Annotated in this window: 17 protein-coding genes; 9 read left to right on the top strand and 8 right to left on the bottom strand. The window is 73.5% G+C overall.

Translation table 11 applies throughout. The annotated features are described in order from the left end of the window. Nucleotides 1–17: 17 nt before the first annotated feature. The 3 genes from HCN08_RS33165 to HCN08_RS33155 form a co-directional block, all read right to left on the bottom strand. Nucleotides 18–1,307, bottom strand: coding sequence for a DUF5667 domain-containing protein (locus tag HCN08_RS33165; protein ID WP_167987041.1), 1,290 nt, complete (start codon nucleotides 1,305–1,307; stop codon nucleotides 18–20). A gap of 195 nt (nucleotides 1,308–1,502) precedes the next feature. Next, nucleotides 1,503–2,306, bottom strand: coding sequence for an ECF subfamily RNA polymerase sigma factor, BldN family (locus HCN08_RS33160; protein ID WP_167987040.1), 804 nt, complete (start codon nucleotides 2,304–2,306; stop codon nucleotides 1,503–1,505). Nucleotides 2,307–2,637: 331 nt separating this feature from the next. Continuing rightward, nucleotides 2,638–3,612 (bottom strand): HAD family hydrolase, encoded by a 975-nt coding sequence (locus HCN08_RS33155; protein WP_167987039.1) that lies wholly within the window; start codon nucleotides 3,610–3,612, stop codon nucleotides 2,638–2,640. 160 nt (nucleotides 3,613–3,772) lie between these two features. Here HCN08_RS33155 and HCN08_RS33150 point away from each other — a divergent pair, with 160 nt between their 5' ends. From HCN08_RS33150 to hemB, 7 genes are all read left to right on the top strand, one after another. Then, entirely contained in the window at nucleotides 3,773–4,045 is a 273-nt protein-coding gene (locus HCN08_RS33150) for a glutaredoxin family protein (RefSeq protein ID WP_167987038.1), read from the top strand. Nucleotides 4,046–4,208: 163 nt separating this feature from the next. Beyond that, nucleotides 4,209–4,916 (top strand): 3'-5' exonuclease, encoded by a 708-nt coding sequence (locus HCN08_RS33145; RefSeq protein WP_322974829.1) that lies wholly within the window; start codon nucleotides 4,209–4,211, stop codon nucleotides 4,914–4,916. Between the two features lie 131 nt (nucleotides 4,917–5,047). After that, entirely contained in the window at nucleotides 5,048–5,764 is a 717-nt protein-coding gene (locus HCN08_RS33140) for a redox-sensing transcriptional repressor Rex (protein WP_167987037.1), read from the top strand. A gap of 73 nt (nucleotides 5,765–5,837) precedes the next feature. Beyond that, nucleotides 5,838–7,175, top strand: coding sequence for a glutamyl-tRNA reductase (locus HCN08_RS33135; RefSeq protein ID WP_167987036.1), 1,338 nt, complete (start codon nucleotides 5,838–5,840; stop codon nucleotides 7,173–7,175). Beyond that, nucleotides 7,168–8,163 carry a hydroxymethylbilane synthase gene (gene hemC, locus HCN08_RS33130; protein WP_167987035.1) on the top strand — a complete coding sequence of 332 codons (996 nt, stop codon included), beginning with the start codon at nucleotides 7,168–7,170 and terminating at the stop codon, nucleotides 8,161–8,163. The genes HCN08_RS33135 and hemC overlap by 8 nt, the downstream gene beginning before the upstream one ends. Nucleotides 8,164–8,213: 50 nt before the next feature. Then, entirely contained in the window at nucleotides 8,214–9,857 is a 1,644-nt protein-coding gene (locus tag HCN08_RS33125) for a bifunctional uroporphyrinogen-III C-methyltransferase/uroporphyrinogen-III synthase (RefSeq protein ID WP_167987048.1), read from the top strand. Between the two features lie 259 nt (nucleotides 9,858–10,116). Further along, nucleotides 10,117–11,100, top strand: a complete 984-nt coding sequence (gene hemB, locus HCN08_RS33120; protein WP_167987034.1) for a porphobilinogen synthase — start codon at nucleotides 10,117–10,119, stop codon at nucleotides 11,098–11,100. Between the two features lie 61 nt (nucleotides 11,101–11,161). On the opposite strand, the gene HCN08_RS33115 is transcribed toward hemB, so the two are convergent. From HCN08_RS33115 to argS, 4 genes are all read right to left on the bottom strand, one after another. Then, nucleotides 11,162–12,022 (bottom strand): DUF4253 domain-containing protein, encoded by an 861-nt coding sequence (locus HCN08_RS33115; protein ID WP_167987033.1) that lies wholly within the window; start codon nucleotides 12,020–12,022, stop codon nucleotides 11,162–11,164. A 49-nt stretch (nucleotides 12,023–12,071) separates the two neighbouring features. Next, nucleotides 12,072–13,238, bottom strand: coding sequence for an acyltransferase family protein (locus HCN08_RS33110; protein WP_167987032.1), 1,167 nt, complete (start codon nucleotides 13,236–13,238; stop codon nucleotides 12,072–12,074). A 167-nt stretch (nucleotides 13,239–13,405) separates the two neighbouring features. Further along, nucleotides 13,406–14,644, bottom strand: a complete 1,239-nt coding sequence (locus HCN08_RS33105; RefSeq protein ID WP_167987031.1) for a PP2C family protein-serine/threonine phosphatase — start codon at nucleotides 14,642–14,644, stop codon at nucleotides 13,406–13,408. 98 nt (nucleotides 14,645–14,742) lie between these two features. Beyond that, entirely contained in the window at nucleotides 14,743–16,533 is a 1,791-nt protein-coding gene (gene argS / locus HCN08_RS33100; RefSeq protein WP_167987030.1) for an arginine--tRNA ligase, read from the bottom strand. Nucleotides 16,534–16,781: 248 nt separating this feature from the next. Here argS and lysS point away from each other — a divergent pair, with 248 nt between their 5' ends. Both lysS and HCN08_RS33090 read left to right on the top strand, forming a co-directional pair. Continuing rightward, complete coding sequence (gene lysS / locus HCN08_RS33095; RefSeq protein ID WP_167987029.1) at nucleotides 16,782–18,512, top strand: lysine--tRNA ligase; 1,731 nt, start codon at nucleotides 16,782–16,784, stop codon at nucleotides 18,510–18,512. A gap of 169 nt (nucleotides 18,513–18,681) precedes the next feature. Further along, nucleotides 18,682–19,947, top strand: a complete 1,266-nt coding sequence (locus tag HCN08_RS33090) for a hypothetical protein (RefSeq protein WP_167987028.1) — start codon at nucleotides 18,682–18,684, stop codon at nucleotides 19,945–19,947. 114 nt (nucleotides 19,948–20,061) lie between these two features. Here the strand turns inward: HCN08_RS33090 and HCN08_RS33085 are convergent, their stop codons facing one another. Beyond that, on the bottom strand, nucleotides 20,062–21,705 hold the full coding sequence (locus HCN08_RS33085; protein WP_167987027.1) for a DUF2637 domain-containing protein: 1,644 nt from the start codon (nucleotides 21,703–21,705) through the stop codon (nucleotides 20,062–20,064). Nucleotides 21,706–21,780 lie beyond the last annotated feature (75 nt).

Genomic DNA, 21,780 nt, shown 5'->3' with positions numbered 1-21,780 from the left:
GGACGGGCCTCGTGGCGTCAGTTCTCGTCGTCCGTCGTCGTGCCCAGGCCCAGGCCCGGCAGCAGGCCGGGCAGCAGCGGGGGCAGGGTGACGGAGTGGTCCGAGCCGGGCGGGGCGGTCGGGGAGGGCGCCGTGGGCAGGCCCGGCAGCGGGCCCAGCGGGTTGGTGCCGCCGATCAGGCCCTGCGCCGGGGTCGTACCCGACGGCGAGGGGCTCGCGGTGCCGGTGCCCGTGCCCTCCGGGCCCGGGGTCGTACCGGCGCCGGCGGACGGGGACGCGCCGACCGGGGCGGACGGGCCGCCGCCCGTGCCACCGGCGGCCGAGCCGTCGCGGCCCTTCCCGGTGTGCTTGTCCGGCGGCGGCAGCAGCGCCTTGAGCGGCGCGACCTCCTGGTCTATGGCGTCGAAGACCGACGACACCTGCTCGGAGACGTCCCCGAGCTGGCTGGGCAGCTTGCCGCGCAGTTCCGTCCAGCCCCGGCGGTGGGCGGCGGAGAAGTCGTTGAGCGTCTCGATCGGCTGCAGGGAGCCGTCCTGCTGGTAGGCCTGGCTGAGCAGCTTGTGGCCTTCGGTGGCTTCCTGGTGCATGCCCGACAGGGCCTTGCGCACCTCGGCCACCGACTCGTCGTCGAGCTGCCCGCCGCGACCGCGGTCCATGAGGCGGCGGGCCTCCTGGAGCCGGGTGGAGGCCATGTCGAGGTAGATCTTGCCGCGCGAGGAGTCGCCGCTGGCCATGTCCAGCTTGAGGTCCTCCATGCCGCGCTTGAGCGGGTAGAGGGTGTCGCCGGGCAGCGCGTTGGTGCTCGCGGCGGCGACGCCGCCGAAGGCGCCGGCGGCCACTCCGACGGTGAGCCCGCCGACCGCGAGGCGGCGGGTGAGCCTGCTGCCGGGGGTGAGCCGGCGCACGCCCCGGCCGCCCTGCCCGCCGTCGCGCTGCTCGGGCACCCGGGCGGTGACCGGGAAGCTGCCGTCGGCGAGCGCCTGCTCCATCGCGGCGATGAGCTGCGCGCGCTGCACGGTCTTGCGCTCCGGGTCGAGCGCGGGGCGCGGCTGCTCGGTCAGCGTCGCGGCGAGGGCCAGCAGCGCGGCCTGCTCGGGGTCGGCGCCCCTGGCCGTGGCATGGCTGCCGTGGGCCGCATGGCCGCCGTGCGCACCATGGCCGGCGTGTGCGCCGTGCGTACCGTGGCCGCCGGGCGCGGCGCCGTCCTGCCGGGTCTCCGCGTCCGCCTGGTCCGTACGGCGCTCAAGGCTCTCAAGGGCCTGGGCGAAGGCGTTCGCCCGGCGGTGTGCCGTTGCCTGTCCGATCACGGGCGGCACCTCCTCTCGTCATCCACACTCGACTCCCCGTGCCGCCCGTGGGTTGCACTGCCCGTGCCCTTGCACCCGAACGGGTGAAAAGCGCGGGGCTCACCGCAGCGCGAAGTTGTCTGCATGGGAAGCAACGAGTGCCGCGCCAGTTGGGTTACGCAGGTGTGATGATCGTGCGGCGGCGGCACCGGGAGGTCACCTCGCGTCGTCGGGCAGGAGTCTGGCGAGGGTGCGCACCGCGCGGTACTGGAGCGTCTTGATCGCGCCCTCGTTCTTGCCCATCACCCGGGCCGTCTCGGCCACCGACAGGCCCTGCAGGAAGCGCAGGGTGACGCATTCCTGCTGCTGCGGGTTGAGCTTGCGCACCGCGGTGAGCAGCGCCTCGTTGGACAGGGACTCCAGGACGGAGTCCTCGGGGCTGCGCTCGACCTCGTTGGCGTCGAGCATTTCGCCGGTGGTCACTTCGAGGCGGAAACGGCTCGACTTGAAGTGGTCGGCGACCAGGTTGCGGGCGATGGTGACCAGCCATGCGCCGAAGTCGCGGCCCTGCCAGGTGAAGGTGCCGATCCTGCGCAGGGCGCGCAGAAAGGTCTCGCTCGTCAGGTCCTCGGCGGTGGCCTTGGAGCCGACGCGGTAATAGATGTAGCGGTAGACGGTGTCGCTGTAGTGGTCGTAGAGCCGCCCGAAGGCCTCGGTCTCGCCGTCCTGGGCGCGTTCGACCAGGTCCATCATGCGGCCGGAGTCGGTGTCGGCGGCGGGGCGGCGCGCCTGGGGGCCGGCGGGCGCGGCGTGGGTACCGGCGGCTCCGGTGCTGTTGCGGGTGCGTCTGCCTGCGGCGGTGCTGATCTCGGCCAGCGCGTACGCGGGCCCGGGGACGGTGGGAACTGACGTGGCGAGGGCGGGCACGGCGTACGCGGGGACCGCGCGCGTCAGGTGCTGGAGCACCAGTGCGCGCAACGCAGCCAGGCCGGAGGTGTCAACCCCGTCGTGTGGGTACACGGGACTCCCAGAGGCAGGACTTCCATCACGTGCAGTACGGGACCGTTCACCCGTCGTGGCGACGCGTGGGTTCCGGATTGCGTCTGAGGAGAATAACGCTTCGTACAGGCGACGCTACACCGAGTTGCGCAAATCGCCGTTTGCGCCACTTCCTGTACGGAATGATGATCGACCAATTATCGAACGTGTGGCTCTTGTTGACCACTTCCGTTCGTGAACAGGTCGCGCAGAGGGCGTGTTGTGACCGTGGAGACGCCGCGCCCCGGCGGCCGTCACCGCTGTGACGGCTGGTGCGGCTGTTACGCCGGCAGGAAGCGCGCGGGCGGCGCCGTCACTTGCGGCGGCGGCTGATCGCGACGGCCGCGGCGGCGCCGCCGGCGAGCGCGCCCATCCCCGCGGCGGCCGGGATGCCGACCCTGGCCGCCTTGCGGCCGGTGCGGTAGTCGCGCAGCCGCCAGCCCTCGGCGCGGGCGTGCTTGCGCAGCCTGCTGTCGGGGTTGATCGCGTACGGGTGGCCGACCAGGGACAGTATCGGGATGTCGTTGTGCGAGTCGCTGTACGCGGCGCACCGCGACAGGTCCAGGTCCTCGCTCATCGCCAGCGCCCGCACCGCCTCGGCCTTGGCCGGGCCGTGCAGCGGCTCACCGACCAGCCGGCCGGTGTAGACGCCGTCGACGGACTCCGCGACGGTGCCGAGCGCGCCGGTCAGGCCCAGCCGGCGGGCGATGATGGTGGCGGTCTCGATCGGGGCGGCCGTCACCAGCCACACCCGCTGGCCGGCGTCGAGGTGGGCCTGGGCGAGGGCGCGGGTGCCCGGCCAGATCTTGCCGGCGATGTACTCGTCGTAGATCTCCTCGCCGATGGACATCAGCTCCTCGACGCGGTGCCCCTTGACGATGGACAGCGCGCTGTCGCGGGCGTCCTGCATGTGCTCGGGGTCCTCGGCGCCGGCCATCCGGAAGTACGCCTGCTGCCAGGCGAACCGCAGCAGGTCCTGGGTGTCGAAGAAGTGCCGCTTGTACAGGCCGCGGGCGAAGTGGAAGATCGCGGCGCCCTGCATCACCGTGTTGTCGAGGTCGAAGAACGCCGCCGCCCGCGGGTCGCCGGACACCGGGAAGGGGACCTCCTCCGGCTTGCCGCCGGGAGCGGCTTCCGGCGCCGCGCCGGGCGCGGTGTCCTCGGGCCGGGGCTTCGCCGGCTTCGTCGCGAGTGCCGCCTCCGCGGCGGCTGCGGCGGCCTCGCCGGCCTCGACACTCCGCTGCGTGGCGGACTGCCTGCGGGGGGTGAGCCATTTGAGAGCGGCCATGTCGTCGAGCATAACGAGCCTGTGCGACATGGCCGGTTCGCGCACGATGCCGGTGCGTGAACCGGCCATGTCCGCCAGGCGTCGGGCCCGGGGCCGCCGTGATCGGGGTCGGGGTGGCCGGGATCGGGCCCGGGGCGGCCCGGGGCGGCCCGGGGGCACAATGACCCGTATGACCCACGCGCCGACCCCGTCACCCGCAAGGACCGTCACCCTCATCGGCAAGCCCGGCTGCCACCTGTGCGACGACGCCCGCACGGTGGTGCGGCAGGTCGCCGCCGAGACCGGCGCGACCGTCGAGGAGCAGGACATCACTCGCGACGAGGACCTCCACCGCCGCTACTGGGAGCAGATCCCGGTCGTCCTCGTCGACGGCGAGCAGCACACCTTCTGGCGGGTCGACCCCGACCGGCTGCGCCGCGCGCTCACCGGCTGACCGCCGCCCACGCCCCGCGCACCCCTCCGTACCGCCGCCACCTGCCCCTGCCTGCCTGGGCCCGCACGTCGCCGGCGATCTTGCCCGAAAGGGCATGAAGCGAGGTCGGGTAGGATCGGGGGCGTTTTGTACGGCCGGGGGCGATGTGTGAGGAGCGTGCCGAGTGCCCTCGGTGGTGGTGGAGGCGGCCCGCGGCTTCGCGGTGGTCGACGTGGAGGCGACCGGGTCGTCGTCCCGCCGGCACCGGGTGGTGGAGGTCGCCGTCGTGCTGCTGGACCGGGAGCTCGGGGCCGAGGGCGAGTTCAGCACCCTCGTCGATCCGCAGGGCCCGGTCGGGCCGACGCACATCCACGGCATCGAGGCCGCGCACCTGGGCGGCGCCCCGCGGTTCGCCGGGATCGCCGCCCGGCTGATGGGGCTGCTGCGCGGCCGGGTGCTGGTCGGGCACAACGTGGGCTGCGACCGGGCGTTCCTGGCCGCCGAGTTCGCCCGGGTCGGGGTACGGCTGCCGGCGGTGCCGGAGCTGTGCACGATGCGGATGGCCGCCGAGCACTTCGCCGGCGCGCCCGTACCGTACGGACTGTCGCTGCACGCGTGCGCGCGGGCGCTGGGGGTGCCCGGGTGGCCGCCGCACACGGCGCTGGGCGACGCGCGCACCACGGCGGCGCTTTTCGGCCACTTCGTGTCCGAGACCGCTACGGTCGGCGGCGGCCCGGAGTCCGCCGCGGTGGCCGAGCGGTTGTCGCAGGCCGCGGGTGTGCGCTGGCCCGACGCCGGCGCTCTGCCGGGGTCCGCGGACGCCCTCTGGAAGCGCCGCAGCAACGTTTCGGCGGGCCAGAGTGTGCCCAATGTCCGTTGTGGGGGTGCGTGATGCCCATCACTTCCGCCCGGCAAATCGGACACCATCTTTGTGCACGCGTTCACAAAGACATAGCCTGGCGTGCACGGGGCGGCTCCAACGACCGTGGCCGCCCTCAGCCCAGCTCTACCCGCAGGAGCACCGTGGCAACTGGCCGATCGCACCGACCGGCGACCCGAAGCCGAGGGATTCCCGAGGCCACCGTCGCCAGGCTTCCGCTGTACCTGCGGGCGCTGACCGCTCTGTCCGAGCGCTCGGTGCCCACCGTGTCGTCGGAGGAGCTCGCCGCCGCAGCCGGGGTGAACTCGGCCAAGCTGCGCAAGGACTTCTCCTACCTCGGCTCGTACGGGACCAGGGGCGTCGGCTACGACGTCGAATACCTCGTCTACCAGATCAGCCGGGAGCTCGGCCTCACGCAGGACTGGCCGGTCGTCATCGTCGGGATCGGCAACCTGGGCGCCGCCCTCGCCAACTACGGCGGATTCGCCTCCCGCGGCTTCCGGGTCGCCGCGCTGCTGGACGCCGACGCCTCACTCGCCGGACGGCTGGTCGCGGGCCTGCCGGTACGGCACATCGACGAGCTGGAGAGCATCGTCGCCGACAACCAGGTGTCCATCGGCGTCATCGCCACGCCCGCCGGCGCCGCGCAGGAGGTCACCGACCGGCTGGTCGGCGCCGGGGTGACCTCGATCCTGAACTTCGCCCCGACCGTGCTGTCGGTGCCCGACGGCGTGGACGTACGCAAGGTGGACCTGTCCATAGAGCTGCAGATCCTCGCCTTCCACGAGCAGCGCAAGGCAGGCGAGACAGAGGGCCGCCAGGAGCCGGACGGGGACGTACCCGCCGTGATGCCCGCATGAGCGAGCGTAGCGAGCGAATGATCAAAAGGTGCGTCCAAGGCGAAGGCGAGCCCGAGCGTAGCGAGGGATGCGCATGAGTCTTCTTGTGGTCGGGCTGTCGCACCGCAGTGCGCCGGTCAGTGTGCTGGAGCGCGCCGCGCTCAGCGAGGACGCGCGCGGCAAGCTGCTCCTGGACACCCTCGCCGCCGAGCCCGCGAGCGAGGCCGTGGCGCTGTCCACCTGCAACCGCATCGAGCTGTACGCCGACGTCGACAAGTTCCACGCCGGCGTCGCCGAGCTGTCCACGCTGCTGGCCCAGCACAGCGGGGTCGGGCTGGAGGAGCTGACCCCGTATCTGTACGTCCACTACGAGGACCGCGCCGTCCACCACCTGCTGTCGGTGGCCTGCGGGCTGGACTCGATGGTCGTCGGCGAGGGCCAGATCCTCGGCCAGATCAAGGACGCGCTCGCCGTCGGGCAGGAGCTGCACACCGCGGGCAGGCTGCTCAACGACCTCTTCCAGCAGGCGCTGCGGGTCGGCAAGCGCGCCCACTCCGAGACCGGCATCGACCGCGCGGGCCAGTCCCTGGTCACCTTCGGCCTGGCCCAGCTCGCCCCCGCCACCGGCCCGCTGGGCGGCAAGCGCGCCCTGGTCGTCGGCGCCGGCTCCATGTCGTCGCTGGCCGCGGTCACGCTGGCCCGCGCCGGCGTCGCCCGGGTGACCATCGCCAACCGCACCCCCGAGCGCGCCGTCCGGCTCGCCGCCCAGCTCACCGAGCAGGGCACGCAGGCCCGGGCGGTGGGCATGGCCAAGCTCGCGACCGCGCTGCTGGACGCCGACGTCGTCGTGTCCTGCACCGGCTCCACCGGCCTGGTCCTCGGCGCCGACGACCTCAGCGCGGCAGGACCACTGGCCGTACTGGACCTGGCGATGCCGCGGGACGTCGACCCGGCCGGGCACGAACTGCCGAACGTGCACCTGGTCGACATCGAGTCGCTGGCCGCCGCGTCCGCCGACGCGCCCATGGCCGCCGACGTGGAGGCCGTCCAGGCGATCGTCGCCGAGGAGGTCGCCGCCTTCGGCGCCGCCCAGCGAGCCGCCCGTATCACCCCGACCGTGGTGGCGCTGCGCGCCATGGCCGCCGATGTCGTGGCGGGTGAACTCGCCCGGCTGGAGGGTAGGCTGCCCGGTCTGGACGACAAGCAGCGCGCGGAGATCGGCCAGACCGTGCGCCGCGTCGTCGACAAGCTCCTGCACGCGCCGACCGTGCGGGTCAAGCAGCTCGCGGGCGAGCCCGGCGGTGCCGGGTACGCCGACGCGCTGCGGGAACTCTTCGACCTCGACCCGCAGGCGGTCGCCGCCGTCAGCCGGGCCGAAACCCCCAGGCCCGCGGCCCGGGTGCCCAACCGAATCGAGAGCGGCAATGACTGACCCGGCGCACACCCCCCGCACCACCGACGCCCCGGCCCGCCGCCCCCTGCGGCTCGGCACCAGGCGCAGCAAACTCGCCATGGCCCAGTCCGGCATGGTCGCCCAGCAGGTCCGCGAGCTGACCGGACGCGACGTCGAACTCGTCGAGATCACCACCTACGGTGACGTCTCCCGCGAGAGCCTGGCCCAGATCGGCGGTACCGGCGTCTTCGTCTCCGCGCTGCGCGACGCGCTGCTCGCCGGGGACATCGACTTCGCCGTGCACAGCCTGAAGGACCTGCCCACCGCCGCCCCCGACGGCCTGACGCTGGCCGCCGTGCCGGTCCGCGAGGACCCGCGTGACGCGCTGGTCTCCCGCGGGGGCCGCACCTTCGGCACGCTGCCGGCCGGCGCGAAGATCGGCACCGGCTCGCCGCGCCGCATGGCGCAGCTCAACGCGTGGGCGCGGTCACACGGCCTGGACATCGAGACCGTCCCGATCCGTGGCAACGTTGACACCCGGATCGGGTACGTTACTTCCGGCAAGCTCGACGCCGTCGTGCTGGCCGCCGCCGGGCTGAACCGGATCGGCCGGCTCGCCGAGGCGACCGAGCTGATCGCGGCCGACATCGTGCTGCCCGCCCCCGGCCAGGGGGCGCTGGCCGTCGAGTGCGCCGCTTCTGACCCGGAGCTGGCCGCACAGCTCGCCGAGCTCGACGACCCGGGCACCCGGGTCGCCGTGACCGCCGAGCGATCCCTGCTCGCCGCCCTCGAGGCCGGCTGCAGCGCCCCCGTGGGCGCGCTGGCCGACCTCGTGGCCGACGGGCAGGCTACCGAGCTGCGCCTGCGCGGCGTCGTCGGCACCACCGACGGCACCGAGCTGGTGCAGATGTCCATCACCGGTCCCGCACCGGCGTCCGACGACGAAGCGCGTGCCCTCGGCCGTGAACTCGCCGCCGAGATGCTCGCCAAGGGCGCGGCCGGTCTTATGGGGGAGCGCACACCTTGAACCCCGCCGCCGTCGCTACGACCAACCCCGCGACCGACGCCGCCACGGCCCTGTCGCCCGGCACCGCCGCAAGCCCCGGCCCCGCCGGGCGGACCGCCAACGGTCACGTCACCTTCCTCGGTGCCGGGCCCGGTGACCCCGGGCTGCTGACCCTGCGCGCCGTCGAGGCGCTCGCCCTCGCCGACCTGCTCGTCGGCGACAAGAACGTGCTCGACGTCGTCCGCGCGCACGCCCGCGCGGACGTGCACACAGCCGAACCGGCCGCGGACGGCGAGGTGTTGGACACCACCGCCGTCGCCGATGCCGCTGCACAGCTTGTCATGACGTCCGCGCGCACCGGCAAGCGGGTCGTCCGCGCGGTCGCCGGCGATCCGGGCCTCGACTCCTGCGCCGCCGCCGAGATGCTCGCGTGCGCCCAGGCCGGCATCCCCTTCGAGGTCGTGCCCGGCATCGCCACCGAGGTCGGCGTGCCCGCGTACGCCGGGGTGCCGCTCAGCGGCGGGGTGCGCTTCGTGGACGCCGCGACCGCGTCGGCGGGCTGCTGGGGCGAGGTCGGCGCGAGCGACGCGACGCTGGTGGTCTCCACCACGCTGCAGACCGTCGCGGCTGCCGCCGCCGAGCTGATCGGCGCCGGACGGGGGCCCGACACCCCGCTGTCGGTCACCGTGGCCGGCACCACCACCCGGCAGCGCACCTGGACCGCGACGCTCGCGACCATCGCCGCCGAGCTGAAGGCCACCAAGGCGCTTCCCACGCCCGAGGGCCCCATCGCGGCCATAGCCGTGGTCGGTGAGCGCGCGGGCCAGCACGAGCACCTGTCGTGGTTCGAGACCAAGCCGCTGTTCGGGTGGCGGGTGCTCGTGCCGCGCACCAAGGAGCAGGCCGCCTCGCTCTCCGACCAGCTGCGCTCGTACGGCGCCGTGCCGCACGAGGTGCCCACCATCGCCGTCGAGCCGCCGCGCACCCCGCAGCAGATGGAGCGGGCCGTCAAGGGGCTGGTGACCGGACGCTACGAGTGGATCGCCTTCACCTCCGTCAACGCCGTCAAGGCGGTACGGGAGAAGTTCGAGGAGTACGGGCTGGACGCGCGGGCCTTCGCCGGGATAAAGGTCGCCGCGGTCGGCGAGCAGACCTCGCGGGCGCTCGTCGAGTTCGGCGTCAAGCCCGACCTGGTGCCCAGCGGCGAGCAGTCCGCGGCCGGGCTGCTGGAGGACTGGCCGCCGTACGACCCGGTCTTCGACCCGATCGACCGGGTGTTCCTGCCGCGCGCCGACATCGCCACCGAGACGCTGGTGGCCGGCCTGGTCGATCTGGGCTGGGAGGTCGACGACGTGACCGCCTACCGGACCGTACGGGCCTCCCCGCCGCCGGCCGACACCCGGGAGGCGATCAAGGGCGGCGGTTTTGACGCGGTGCTCTTCACGTCGTCCTCGACGGTGCGCAACCTCGTCGGCATCGCGGGCAAGCCGCACAACGTGACCGTCATCGCGTGTATCGGCCCGGCGACCGCCAAGACGGCCGAGGAGCACGGGCTGCGGGTCGACGTGATGGCTCCCGAGCCGTCCGTGCACGCCCTGGCCCAGGCCCTCGCCGACTTCGGCACGGCCCGCCGGGAGGCCGCGACGCTCGCCGGGGACCCGGTGACGAGGCCGAGCGAGCGCCGGCCGGGCGCCAGGCGGCGCGCGCGGGTCTGAGCGCACCTCTGCGAGGTGGGGTGCGTCTCAGGGGCGCGTGGGGGCACCCCCAGACGAAGCGCTGGGGGAGAACTGCGCGACCAGCCACTGACGACCAGGTGGCCCGGGCCGGACAGGTCCCCGTTCGTGGGGCGGTGGCGACCCGCGCCACGGCCGCGGCCGGTCGCGCGGTCTCCGCGTCCCGCCGGTAACCCCTGGCCCGGCGGCGCCGACTGCGCGTCGGGAAGAGCACCCCGCGGGCGGGCGTACCGTGGAAGGCATGGTGAGCTACGGCGAATTCCCGGGGGCGCGGCCCCGGCGGTTGCGGACGACCCCGGCGATACGGCGGATGGTCGCCGAGACGCGGCTGAGCGCCGCCGAGCTGATCCTGCCCGCGTTCGTACGCGAGGGCATCAGCGAGCCGCAGGCGATCTCCTCGATGCCCGGCGTCTTCCAGCACACCCGCGACACCCTGCGCAAGGCCGCCGCGGAGGCGGCGGCGGCCGGCGTCGGCGGCATCATGCTCTTCGGGGTGCCCGAGGTGAAGGACGCCGTCGGCAGCGCGGGCACCGACCCGGACGGCATCCTCCAGCAGGCCATCCGGGACGTCGTCTCCGAGGTCGGCGACGCCATGGTCGTCATGTCCGACCTGTGCCTGGACGAGTTCACCGACCACGGCCACTGCGGCGTCCTGGACGCCGAGGGCCGGGTCGACAACGACGCCACCCTGGAGCGCTACGCCGAGATGGCGCAGGTCCAGGCGGACGCCGGCGTCCATGTCGTCGGCCCCTCGGGCATGATGGACGGCCAGGTCGGCGTGGTGCGGGACGCGCTCGACGCGATCGGCAAGCAGGACGTGGCGATCCTCGCCTACACCGTCAAATACGCCTCCGCCTTCTACGGGCCCTTCCGGGAGGCCGTCAACTCCTCGCTCCAGGGCGACCGCAAGACCTACCAGCAGGACCCGGCGAACGCCCGGGAGTCGCTGCGCGAGCTCGCCCTCGACCTCGCCGAGGGCGCGGACATGGTCATGGTCAAGCCCGCGCTGCCGTACCTGGACGTGCTGACCAAGGTCGCCGCGGCGGTGGACGTGCCGGTGGCCGCGTACCAGATCTCCGGCGAGTACGCGATGGTCGAGGCGGCGGCGGCCAACGGCTGGATCGACCGGGACCGGGCGATCACCGAGACGCTCACCTCGATCCGGCGGGCGGGCGCGAACATGATCCTGACGTACTGGGCGACCGAGGTCGCGCAGCGCCTCTGAGCGTGCGGTCGCGGGCCCGGACCGGGGCTCGGGCTCGGCTTTGAGGCCCGGCTGCCCGGGCTCAGTCCCACCAGAAGCTCCACTGCGGGCTGCCCAGCACCTCCTCGGCCGCGTACTCCTCCAGCGAGCCGCAGCCCTGGTCCACGTTGTCCGGGCAGAAGGCGTAGTGCTCGGCGGCGACCGCCAGGGCCTCCTCGGGCGTACGGGGCGGGGCGGCGACGGACACCGTGAGGGTGTCGAAGCCGAGGGCGACGACGCGTATGCCGAAGCGGTCCTCCCAAGAGCGCAGCACCGCGGACAGCTTCGCCACGTCGTTCTCGTGGTTGAGCGGGCCGCTCCAGCCGATCGCGGCCGGTATGTCGGCGCTGCGGCGGGCCCGGACCAGGGCGATGTGCGCGTCGTCGAAGAGGGTGGCGACCAGGCCCTCGGCGGTCTCGGCGGCCCGCTCGTCCACATCCGCCTCCGGTACGCCGGCGGGGGCGAGCCCGGGCCAGGCGTCGTCGTCCTCCTCCGCGGCTTCGTCCGCGTCCGCGGGGGCCTGCGTGGGCTCGTCCTCCTCCGGGTCGCCCTCCAGGTCGTCCTCCGCGTCGTCCTGCCATGCCGCGCCGGTCCAGTAGTCGGCCAGCACCTCCTCGGCGTCGTGGTCGCCCGGGTAGGACATCCGCGCCGGGGCCAGATCCCACTCCGGCAGCCCGAAGCGCGCGAGGTCGATCAGCACCGGGTGCAGGCCCGCCGCCCGGGCCGGCAGCAGCGACCCCCACGCGTCGAGTTCCGCCTTCTCCTCGGCGATCCACAGCAGCGGTTCGTGCCACGGGCCGTCCGCCGTGTCGGCCACGAGACGCCCGGGCGGCAGGTGCAGGCCGAGAGCGGAGCCGGTCGGGTCGTCCGCGAGGGCCGGGAGGGGGTTGGGAAGCATCGCCATGGAACGGAACTGTAGGGGCAGGGTCCGACATCCGGGCCACCCCGCCCGCCTAGCGGGCCGGCGCTTTCGCCGCCGGGGTGAGCCAGTCCTTGAGCCGGCGTGCCAGCGGCTGCTCGACCAGCCGGTGGACGAGGTAGGAGGCCGCCAGCATGGCGCAGACCAGGCCGGTGACCAGGACGAGCGGCGGGACCCGGTCGTGGGCCTGGCGGATGACCTGCAGGCCGATGCCGTCGTGGATCAGGTAGAGCGGGTAGGTGAGCGTGCCCGCGACCGTCAGCCAGCGCCAGTTGAGGAACTCCAGCCTGCCGGTGGCGACCGCGACGAGCACCGCGTAGAAGACGGCGACGAGGGCCACCGACACCGTCCAGGAGACGGGGGTGACGGTGTGGCTCATGGCGTCCTGCACCAGCGTGACCAGCTGGAACTGGCCCTGGAGCCAGCTCGCCACGATCAGCAGCCACAGCTCGGGGCGCGGCCCGAAGCGGTACATCAGGTAGATGCCGATGCCGCCGATGAAGAAGGGCGCGTAGTCGGGCTCGACGACGATGGTCAGCAGCGTGTTGTGCGCGCGTTCGGCGAGGACGGCGGCGGCCATCCACACGACGCAGAAGGCCACCACCCGGCGGTAGTTCACGCCGAGCACCACGACGACCGCGAAGAGCATGTAGAAGCGCAGCTCCGCCCACAGCGTCCAGTACACGCCGTCGAGGTTCGGGACGCCCAGGCCGCCCTGCATCATCGTCGCGTTGGTCAGCACGTCGCTGACGCGCAGCGCCGAGTGCCCCGGGGTCAGCACCACCAGGGCCGTCGTCACGACGATCGCGAACCAGTACGCCGGGTACAGGCGGACGAAGCGCGACACGATGAACTGCCGCGGTGTGCGGTTCCAGCACGACATGCAGATCACGAAGCCGCTGATGAGGAAGAACAGATACACCCCGAGCCAGCCGTATACGGCGAAGCGGTGCGGGAGGGACTGCCGTACGGCGTTGCTGTCGACGCCCCATTCCTTCGCCGTGTCGTAGCTGACGTAGTGGTAGAGGACCACCATGAGCGCGGCCAGCAGCCGCAGCCCGTCGAGGACGTAGAGCCGCCGTCTGCCGGGGTGCCGTGCCGGGGGAGCGGTGGGGCGCTGCCCGGCGGTGGGCTGCGGGATGGGCGTGGGGAGCGTGACCTGGGAGGACGTCGTCAGGTCGTTGTCCGCGGGGAGCGCCATGTGGGGTTCCTGCCGTCCGCTCGGCTCGTCGTCGGCCCCCCAACCCGCGCGAAGTTACCGAGCGCAGGGGGGCATCCGGTGAACATGCCGTGAACGTCCCTGGCAGAACGGAACCTGTGTGCCTGCTTTGGCATCTGACGTCGAATACGGGCCGCGGGGCGGTGGGGTCACAGGCGCAGGATCACCAGGGCGGTGTCGTCCGTCGCACCGCCGGGCGGGAGGAGTTCGGCCAGGAGCGCGTCGGCCAGGCGTTCGGGGTCGGCGCCGTTGTGGCGGGTCAGGGAGGCGGCCAGGCGGGCGAGGCCGACGTCGATGTCCTCGTGGCGGCGCTCGATGAGCCCGTCGGTGTAGAGCACGAGCGTCGCGCCGGTCTCGAAGCCGACGCCGGCCTGCGGGCGCGGCTGGTGGAAGGGCCGGGCGCCCAGCGGCGGGTCGGTGGCCCGGTCGAGGAAGTCGACGGTGCCGTCCGGGTGCATCAGGGCGGCCGGCGGGTGGCCGGCGTTGCTGTACGCGAGGGTGCGGGCGCCCCAGTCGATGACGGCGTTGACGACGGTCGTGGACTGCGCGCCGGCCACCGACCTGGCGTACAGGCCCAGCGCGTCCAGCGCCTGCGCGGGGCCCTCGGTGACCCGGGCGGCGGCGCTCAGGGCGCTTCTGAGCTGGCCCATGACGCACGCGGCGGTCAGGCCGTGGCCGACGACGTCGCCGACGGCCACGGCGGTGCGGTCGCCGGGCAGGTCCACCAGGTCGTACCAGTCGCCGCACACATTGAGCGCGCCGACCGCGGGGTGGTAGCGGACCGCGGAGCGGTGGCCGACCGGGTGGGGCGCGGGCAGCAGCGCGGACTGCAGGGTGAGGGCGACCTCCCGCTCGTGGGCGTGGGCCCGGCGCAGCCGCGCGTTGATATCCTGGAGCTCGCGGGCCCGCATGTACAGCTCGGCCTCCAGCTTGCCGTGGCCGGCCGGGCCGCTGCCGCGGGCCTTCATGAAGGCGGTGACCTCCTCGACCCGGTGGGCGATGAGGGCGACCTCGCCGTCCTCGTCGAGGACGGGGGTGTTGATGATGCTCCAGTAGCGCTTCTGGAACGTGCCGGGGCGGTCGGGCATCTCGACGTCGTAGCGCTGGAGGGCGAGCGAGTCGCGCTCCCGGGTGCGCAGGACGTGCCGCAGCGAGGCGAGGAGGTTGACCGGGCCGTTGGCGGTGTGGGCGCGCTGCGGGCTGTCGGGGAAGACGTCGAAGACGTAGCGGCCGACGAGGTCGTCGAGGCTGTGGCCGGCCACTTGCAGATAGGCGTCGTTGGCGTCCAGGTAGCGCAGGTCCGGGGTGAACAGCGCGATGCCGGCGGGCAGCCGCTTGTAGACCGCCCGGTAGTCGATCCGCCGGTCGTCGCCGCCCGCTTCCGCCACGTGCCGTCCACCTGCCCTCGGTGCCGCCCTGACCCCACCATCGGACCACAGGTGGCGGCGGCCCGCCCGCCGAGCAGATCGGCGGGCGGGGCGGGGCCTCAGAGGCGGTCGGGGGTGCGGATGCCCAGCAGCGACAGGCCCTGCCGCAGGGTGCGGGCGGTCAGCTCGCACAGCAGCAGCCGGTTCTCCACCTGGGCCGGGCCGCCCTCGGCGGTGAGCACCGGGCACTGCTCGTAGAACGTCGTGAACAGCGACGCCAGCTGGTAGAGATACGACGCCAGGCGGTGCGGCTCGTACACCTTGGCGACCTCGGCCAGGGTGTCGCCGAACGCGTCCAGATGCAGGCCCAGCGCGCGCTCGGCGGGCTCCAGCGCCAGCTCCGGGTGCGCCGCGGCCCGCTGGTCCTGCGCGGCCTTGCGGAAGATCGACTGCGTACGGGCGTAGGCGTACTGGATGTAGACGCTGGTGTCGCCGTTGAGCGACACCATCCGGTCCAGGTCGAAGACGTAGTCCCGGCCCAGCGACGTGGACAGGTCGGCGTACTTGACCGCGCCGATGCCGACCTGCGTGCCGTTGGCGGTGATCTCCGCCTCGGTCAGGCCGATCTTCTCGCCCTTCTCCCGGACGACGGCGGTCGCGCGCTGCACCGCCTCGTCCAGCAGGTCCTCCAGCTTCACGCTCTCGCCGGCCCGGGTCTTGAACGGCTTGCCGTCCTTGCCGAGCAGCGTGCCGAACGGCAGATGCCGGGCGGTGACGCCGTCGGTGAGCCAGCCTGCCCTGCGGGCGGTCTCGAAGACCATCTTGAAGTGCAGCGACTGCCGCACGTCCACCACGTAGAGCAGCGTGTCGGCGTGCAGCACGCCCGTCCGGTTGCGGATCGCGGACAGGTCGGTGGCCGCATAGCCGTACCCGCCGTCGGCCTTGCGGACGATCAGCGGGACCGGCTCGCCGTCCTTGCCCTTGATGTCGTCGAAGAACACGCACAGCGCGCCGTGCGACTCCACCGCGACGCCGGACTTCTCCAGCAGCTCGCACGTCTCGGCCAGCATGTCGTTGTAACCGGACTCGCCGACGATGTCCTCGTCGCGGATCTCGATGTCCAGCTTGCGGTAGACGGAGTCGAAGTAGATCTTCGACTCGTCCACGAACCGCTGCCACAGCGCGACCGTCTCCGGATCGCCCGCCTGGAGATCCACCACCCGGCGCCGCGAGCGCTCCTTGAACGCCTCGTCGGACCGGAACAGCGCGCCCGACGCCTTGTACAGCCGGTCGAGCCGGGACATCGACGCCTCGCCCGCGTTCGCCTCGTGCTCGCTGTGGTCCAGCTCGTGGGGGTGCTCGATCAGATACTGCACGAGCATGCCGAACTGGGTGCCCCAGTCGCCGATGTGGTGCCGGCGGACGACCTGCTCGCCGCCGAACTCCAGGATCTGCACGATCGCGTCGCCGATCACGGACGAGCGCAGGTGGCCGACGTGCATCTCCTTCGCCACATTCGGCTGCGCGTAGTCCACGACGGTGATGCCGGGCTTGTCCGTGAAGGGCACGCCGAGCCGGTCGTCGGCGGCGCGGGCCGCGACATTGCGGGTGATGGCGGCGTCCGACACCGTGATGTTGAGGAAACCGGGGCCCGAGACCTCCACGGCGGCGATCACGTCGCCGTCCGCACCGGGGCCCTGCGCCGGCAGCGCCTCGACGACCTGGGCGGCCAGCGCCTGCGGATTGGTCTTGGCCCGCTTGGCCAGGCCCAGCACCCCGTTGGCCTGGAAGTCGGCCCGGTCGCTGCGTCGCAGCAGCGGGTCGGCGCCGACGGCCGACGGCACGGCCGCCGCGAGGGCGGCCGAGACACGCTGCTGGAGCGAGGCGGAGAGGGAAGCGACCGAAGCCATGAAAGGTGCCGTTTCGTGTGTCGGGATCGGGGGCGGTTCAAAGGTGTGGCCGTGGGGCCGCCTTGAAACCTAGGGTTCAACCGTCCCAGTCTCCCACGGCCGCCGGTCGGGGCGAGCGGGTTATCCACAGGGGGCGCGTGGGACGGCCGGTTGTCCACAGGGCGGGCGTGGCGGGGAGCGCGGGTCTGGGAGACTGGAACGGCCGGGGCGCCTCAGGGGCGGCCCCGCGGACCAGGAAGGAACGAGCCGTGGCTGGCAGCACCGAGACCGACTGGGTCTCCCGTTTCGCGGACGACGTCATCGCCGAGTCGGAGCGCCGCGCACCCGGGAAAACCGTCGTCGTCGCGTCCGGCCTCAGCCCCTCCGGCCCGATCCACCTGGGCAACCTGCGCGAGGTCATGACACCCCACCTGGTGGCCGACGAGATCCGCCGCCGCGGACACGAGGTGCGGCACCTGATCTCCTGGGACGACTACGACCGGTACCGCAAGGTGCCGAACGGCGTCGCGGGCGTCGACCCGTCGTGGGCCGAGCACATCGGCAAGCCGCTGACGTCGGTGCCGGCGCCCGCCGGCTCGCCGTACCCGAACTGGGCGGAGCACTTCAAGGCCCAGATGGCGGCCTCGCTCGCCGCGCTCGGCGTCGCGTACGACCCGATCAGCCAGACGGCGCAGTACACCTCGGGCGCCTACCGCGAGCAGATCCTGCACGCCATGCGGCACCGCGCCGACATCGACGCGATCCTCGCGCAGTACCGCACGAAGAAGGCGCCCGCCAAGCAGAACCAGCAGAACAAGCCGCTGGACGAGGCGGAGATCGCCGCGGCGGAGGGCTCCGGCGCCGCCGCCGAGGACGACGGCAGCGGAAGCGGCTCGGCCTACTACCCGTACAAGCCCTACTGCGTGGAGTGCGGCAAGGACTTCACCACCGTCACCGCCTACGACGACAAGACGACCGAGCTGACGTACACCTGCACGTGCGGCGCCGGCGAGACGGTGCGGCTGAGCGAGTTCAACCGCGGCAAGCTGGTGTGGAAGGTCGACTGGCCGATGCGCTGGGCGTACGAAGGCGTGGTCTTCGAGCCGTCCGGCGTCGACCACAGCTCGCCCGGCTCGTCCTTCCAGGTCGGCGGGCAGATCGTCGGGCCGATCTTCGGCGGGGAGCAGCCCATCGGGCCGATGTACGCCTTCGTCGGCATCTCCGGGATGGCGAAGATGTCCTCCTCCAAGGGCGGGGTGCCGGTGCCCGAGGACGCGCTGCGGATCATGGAGCCGCAGCTCCTGCGCTGGCTGTACGCGCGGCGCCGCCCCAACCAGTCCTTCAAGATCGCCTTCGACCAGGAGATCCAGCGGCTCTACGACGAGTGGGACGCGCTGACGCGCAAGGTCGAGGACGGCACGGTGCTGCCCGCCGACGCCGCCGCGTACTCCCGCGCCGTCGGCACCGCCGCCGGTGAGCTGCCGCGCACCCCGCGGCCGATGCCGTACCGGACGCTGGCGTCGGTCGCCGACATCACCGCCGGGGCGCAGGCGCAGACGCTGCGGATCCTGTCCGAGCTGGACCCGGAGCGCCCGCTGGCCTCGCTGGACGAGGTCCGGCCGCGGCTGGACCGGGCCGAGGCGTGGATCACCACCCAGGTGCCCGCCGAGCAGCGCACGGTGGTGCGGGCCGAACCCGACACCGAGCGGCTGGCGGCGCTGGACGACAGCGACCGCGGGGCGCTGAAGCTGCTGGCCGACGGGCTGGCCTCGCACTGGTCGCTGGACGGGCTGACGACGCTGGTCTACGCGGTGCCGAAGATCCAGGCGGGCCTGGCGCCGGACGCCAAGCCCACACCGGAGCTGAAGGTCGCCCAGCGGTCGTTCTTCGCGCTGCTGTACGAGCTGCTGGTCGGCCGCGACACCGGGCCGCGGCTGCCCACCCTGCTGCTCGCGGTGGGCCAGGACCGGGTCCGCACCCTGCTGGGCTTCGGCGGCTGAGCCTCCCGGCCCGTACGGAGCCCGCCCGCGCCGGCGGCCGGGCAGGCTCCGTACGGGCGTTTTTCGGCGGCCGGGCGGGTGAGAAACGCGAGGTGTGGGCGTCGCGGGCGCGGCCGGGAGGGACTCATAGGTTCCCTTTTGCCGGACCGCTCGATGGGAGCCCTGCCGTATGCCCCGCCTCACCACGCGCCTCGCCGCGTCCGTCACCGCCGCGGCCGTGGTGGCCGCGCCCGTCCTCCTCGCCGCCGGGACCGCGTCCGCGGCGCCCGTCGTCCACCAGCGGGTCACCGCCGCCCAGCTCGGCCCGCAAGGCCCCTGGCTGCGCCTCCAGGACGACCCGGGCAACGCCGGGCGCCCCTTCGGCGTGCAGGAGGTCTCGCCGTTCGCCGACCCGGTGCGCTTCAACGGCAGCCTCCACCTGTCCGTCGCCGGCGCCCCCCAGGCCCAGCAGTCGCAGGCCGCGCACTACTACAGCCAGGTCGTGCCGTTCAGCGCGATCGGCGCGAGCACCCTGTCGTACGACATGTACGTGCGCAGCTGGACCTCCACGCCCTCCGCGATCCCCTACGGCGCGAACCTGCAGCTGCCCGGCTTCTGCCAGGGCGCCTTCACCACGCTCAGCTTCCAGCCGCAGCTGGCCACCGACACGCAGGGCCGCACCGGCGCCGTCGCCGACACCTGGCGGCACTTCGACGCCGGCGGCGCCGCCCTGTGGCGCACCTCCCGCGCGGTCGGGCCGTTCGCGGCCGGCAGCGACCACCCGTTCAGCGACTACGCCACCACCTGCAACGCCGCCACCGACGGGGCGATCGGCGTGATCGCCAACGTCGGGCGGCTCGGCGACGCGAGCGCGAGCCTGGACACCTACGTCGACAACCTCACCGTCAACGGCACGGTCTACGACTTCACCGTCGACGGCGTCGCGAAGGGCCGTATCAGCGTCACCGGCAACCCCGGGACCCCGGGCAAGCCCACCGGCCCCGGCACGTGGGGCATGCCGGACACGCCGCCGGCCCGGGTCGGCAGCGCGGACACCGCGTCCGCCGTGCGCGGCGGTGGCGGCGGCGGGGGTGGCGGTGGCGGCCAGCCCTGCTCGCTCCAGGGCACCATCACCTTCACCAGCCCGGCCGACGGCCCGTACTACAGCCAGGTCGGCACCCGGCTGGTGCTGTCCGGCCCCGGCGGCCTCACCCCCGGCGACGTGACGGTGACCGCCAACGGCTCGCCCGTCACGCTCACCTCGGGCACCGGCGGCACGCTCACCGCCGACATCACCCCGCCCTCCGCCGTCGACCTGGCGCCCGGCGGCACCTACAGCACGCCCTTCACCGTCACCTGCGTGGCCGGCGCTCCCGGCCCCGTCACGGTGACCGCGGAGCTGCTGGCGCAGGGGTACGAGCCGCTCCAGCCGACGGGCGTCATCGCCCGCCCGTAGCACCGCCCTTGGCGGCACATGCCGAAGGCCCGCGCGGACCGTGTCCGCCCGGGCCTTCGGCCTGTCCGCCGCTCGGCCACCGGCTGTCCGCGCCGGGGCTTGCGTCCTCGGGCTTTACGGGATGTGCTCGGTGTCGGCCTCCGACTGGAAGCGGTAGCGCATGTCGCGGATCGTCGCGACCAGGTCCCGCTCCTCGGGGGCCGTGCCGCCGTAGAGGCTCGGCAGGTAGCGGGCGAACTGCCGGGCGTTGGGGAAGTGGCCCTGCTCGCGGACGTACTGGCGGTACGCGGCGAAGTACGCCTCCTCGACGGAGACGCCCTCCGGGATGTCCAGCGCGGGTGCGGGTACGGGGGCCGGCTCCGCATCGGGCTCGGCGGCCGGCTCGGGCTGCGGGGCCTGGGGCTGGGGAGCCTGCGCCTGGGGCTGGAACTGAGGCTGCGGCTGCGGCTGCTGGGCCGGTACGGGCTGCTGGGCGTGCGCCGGGTACTCCTCGGCGCGCGGGCCCGGGATCGTACGGCCGAGGTTGCCGTTCACGCCGTTCACAGCGCCCGCGCCGTTCACGCCCGCGCCGCCGCCCAGCGGCCGGGTGCGCTCGGGCCCGGACGGCACCATGACCTGCGCCACCGGCTCCGGCTCCGCCGCGGGGCCCTGCGGCACACCGCCCGGGCCGACCTGCTGCGGCAGCTGCTGGGAGGCGAACCAGGGGCTGTCGTGGTTGCCGGCCTGGAACTGCTGGAGCTGGGCCTGCTGCTGGTCGTAGGCGTACCGCGGGTCGTACCTGGGGTCGTAGCGCGGGTCGAAGTTCGGGTCGTAGCGCGGGTCGAACCGCGGGTCGTACGGGTGGCCGTACACCTGCTCGGCGTACAGCGGCTCGGGGATGTCCGCGGGCTCGGCGTGCTGCGGCTCGGCGGCGGGGGAGGCGGCGGGCGAGGCCGAGGCGGCGGCACCGGCCACCGCGGCGGGCACGCCCGCTGCTGCCGGCCCCGCCGTCACCGCGGGCGTCGCGCCCTCGGCAGCGGCGGCCTCCTCCGCGACGGCCTGCCCCGCGGTCAGCTCCATCGCCCCCAGCGGCTCGATGCCGGCCGCCGCGAGCCCTGCGTCGCCCGTCTCCGACAGCGGCACGCCGTACTTCGCCAGCCGCAGCGGCATGATCGCCTCGACGGGCGCCCTGCGGCGCCACGCGACGCCGTAGCGGGCCCGCAGCCGCGCCCGGTAGACCAGCCGGTCCTGCTCGCGCCGGATGACCTCCTCGTACGACCGCAGCTCCCACAGCTTCATGCGCCGCCACAGCCGGAAGGTGGGGAAGGGCGCGAGCAGCCAGCGGGTGAAGCGGACGCCCTCCATGTGCTTGTCGGCGGTGATGTCGGCGATCCGGCCGATCGCGTGCCGCGCGGCCTCCACCGACACCACGAACAGCACCGGGATGATCGCGTGCATGCCCACGCCCAGCGCGTCCGGCCAGGCCGCGGCGCCGTTGAAGGCGATGGTCGCGGCGGTCAGCAGCCACGCGGTCTGCCGCAGCAGCGGGAAGGGGATCCGCAGCCAGGTCAGCAGCAGGTCCAGGGCGAGCAGCACGACGATGCCCGCGTCCACGCCGATCGGGAAGACGTTGGCGAACCAGCCGAAACCTTTGTGCAGTGCGAGCGTGCGCACGGCGGCGTAGGAACCGGCGAAGCCGATGCCGGCGATGATGACGGCACCGGTGATGACCACCCCGACCAATATGCGGTGAGTCTTGGTCAAACGTATCGCGGCCACCCGCGACCCCTCCTGCGACTCGGCAACTGGCCGCCCCAGCCTGCCACACCCGGATGTCGGCCGGACGGCGTTCCC

It is taken from the genome of Actinacidiphila epipremni (assembly GCF_012034175.1).
Classification (GTDB): Bacteria; Actinomycetota; Actinomycetes; order Streptomycetales; family Streptomycetaceae; genus Actinacidiphila; species Actinacidiphila epipremni.
This window is presented reverse-complemented; position numbering and strand designations above follow the sequence as displayed.

Bases quoted from the DNA above. Each gene is read 5' to 3' on its own strand.
- HCN08_RS33135 (WP_167987036.1), top strand. From the start codon at position 5,838: ATGAGTCTTCTTGTGGTCGGGCTGTCGCACCGCAGTGCGCCGGTCAGT.
- argS (WP_167987030.1), bottom strand. From the start codon at position 16,533: ATGGCTTCGGTCGCTTCCCTCTCCGCCTCGCTCCAGCAGCGTGTCTCG.
- hemB (WP_167987034.1), top strand. From the start codon at position 10,117: ATGGTGAGCTACGGCGAATTCCCGGGGGCGCGGCCCCGGCGGTTGCGG.
- hemC (WP_167987035.1), top strand. From the start codon at position 7,168: ATGACTGACCCGGCGCACACCCCCCGCACCACCGACGCCCCGGCCCGC.
- HCN08_RS33155 (WP_167987039.1), bottom strand. From the start codon at position 3,612: ATGGCCGCTCTCAAATGGCTCACCCCCCGCAGGCAGTCCGCCACGCAG.
- HCN08_RS33110 (WP_167987032.1), bottom strand. From the start codon at position 13,238: ATGGCGCTCCCCGCGGACAACGACCTGACGACGTCCTCCCAGGTCACG.
- HCN08_RS33150 (WP_167987038.1), top strand. From the start codon at position 3,773: ATGACCCGTATGACCCACGCGCCGACCCCGTCACCCGCAAGGACCGTC.
- HCN08_RS33090 (WP_167987028.1), top strand. From the start codon at position 18,682: ATGCCCCGCCTCACCACGCGCCTCGCCGCGTCCGTCACCGCCGCGGCC.
- HCN08_RS33115 (WP_167987033.1), bottom strand. From the start codon at position 12,022: ATGGCGATGCTTCCCAACCCCCTCCCGGCCCTCGCGGACGACCCGACC.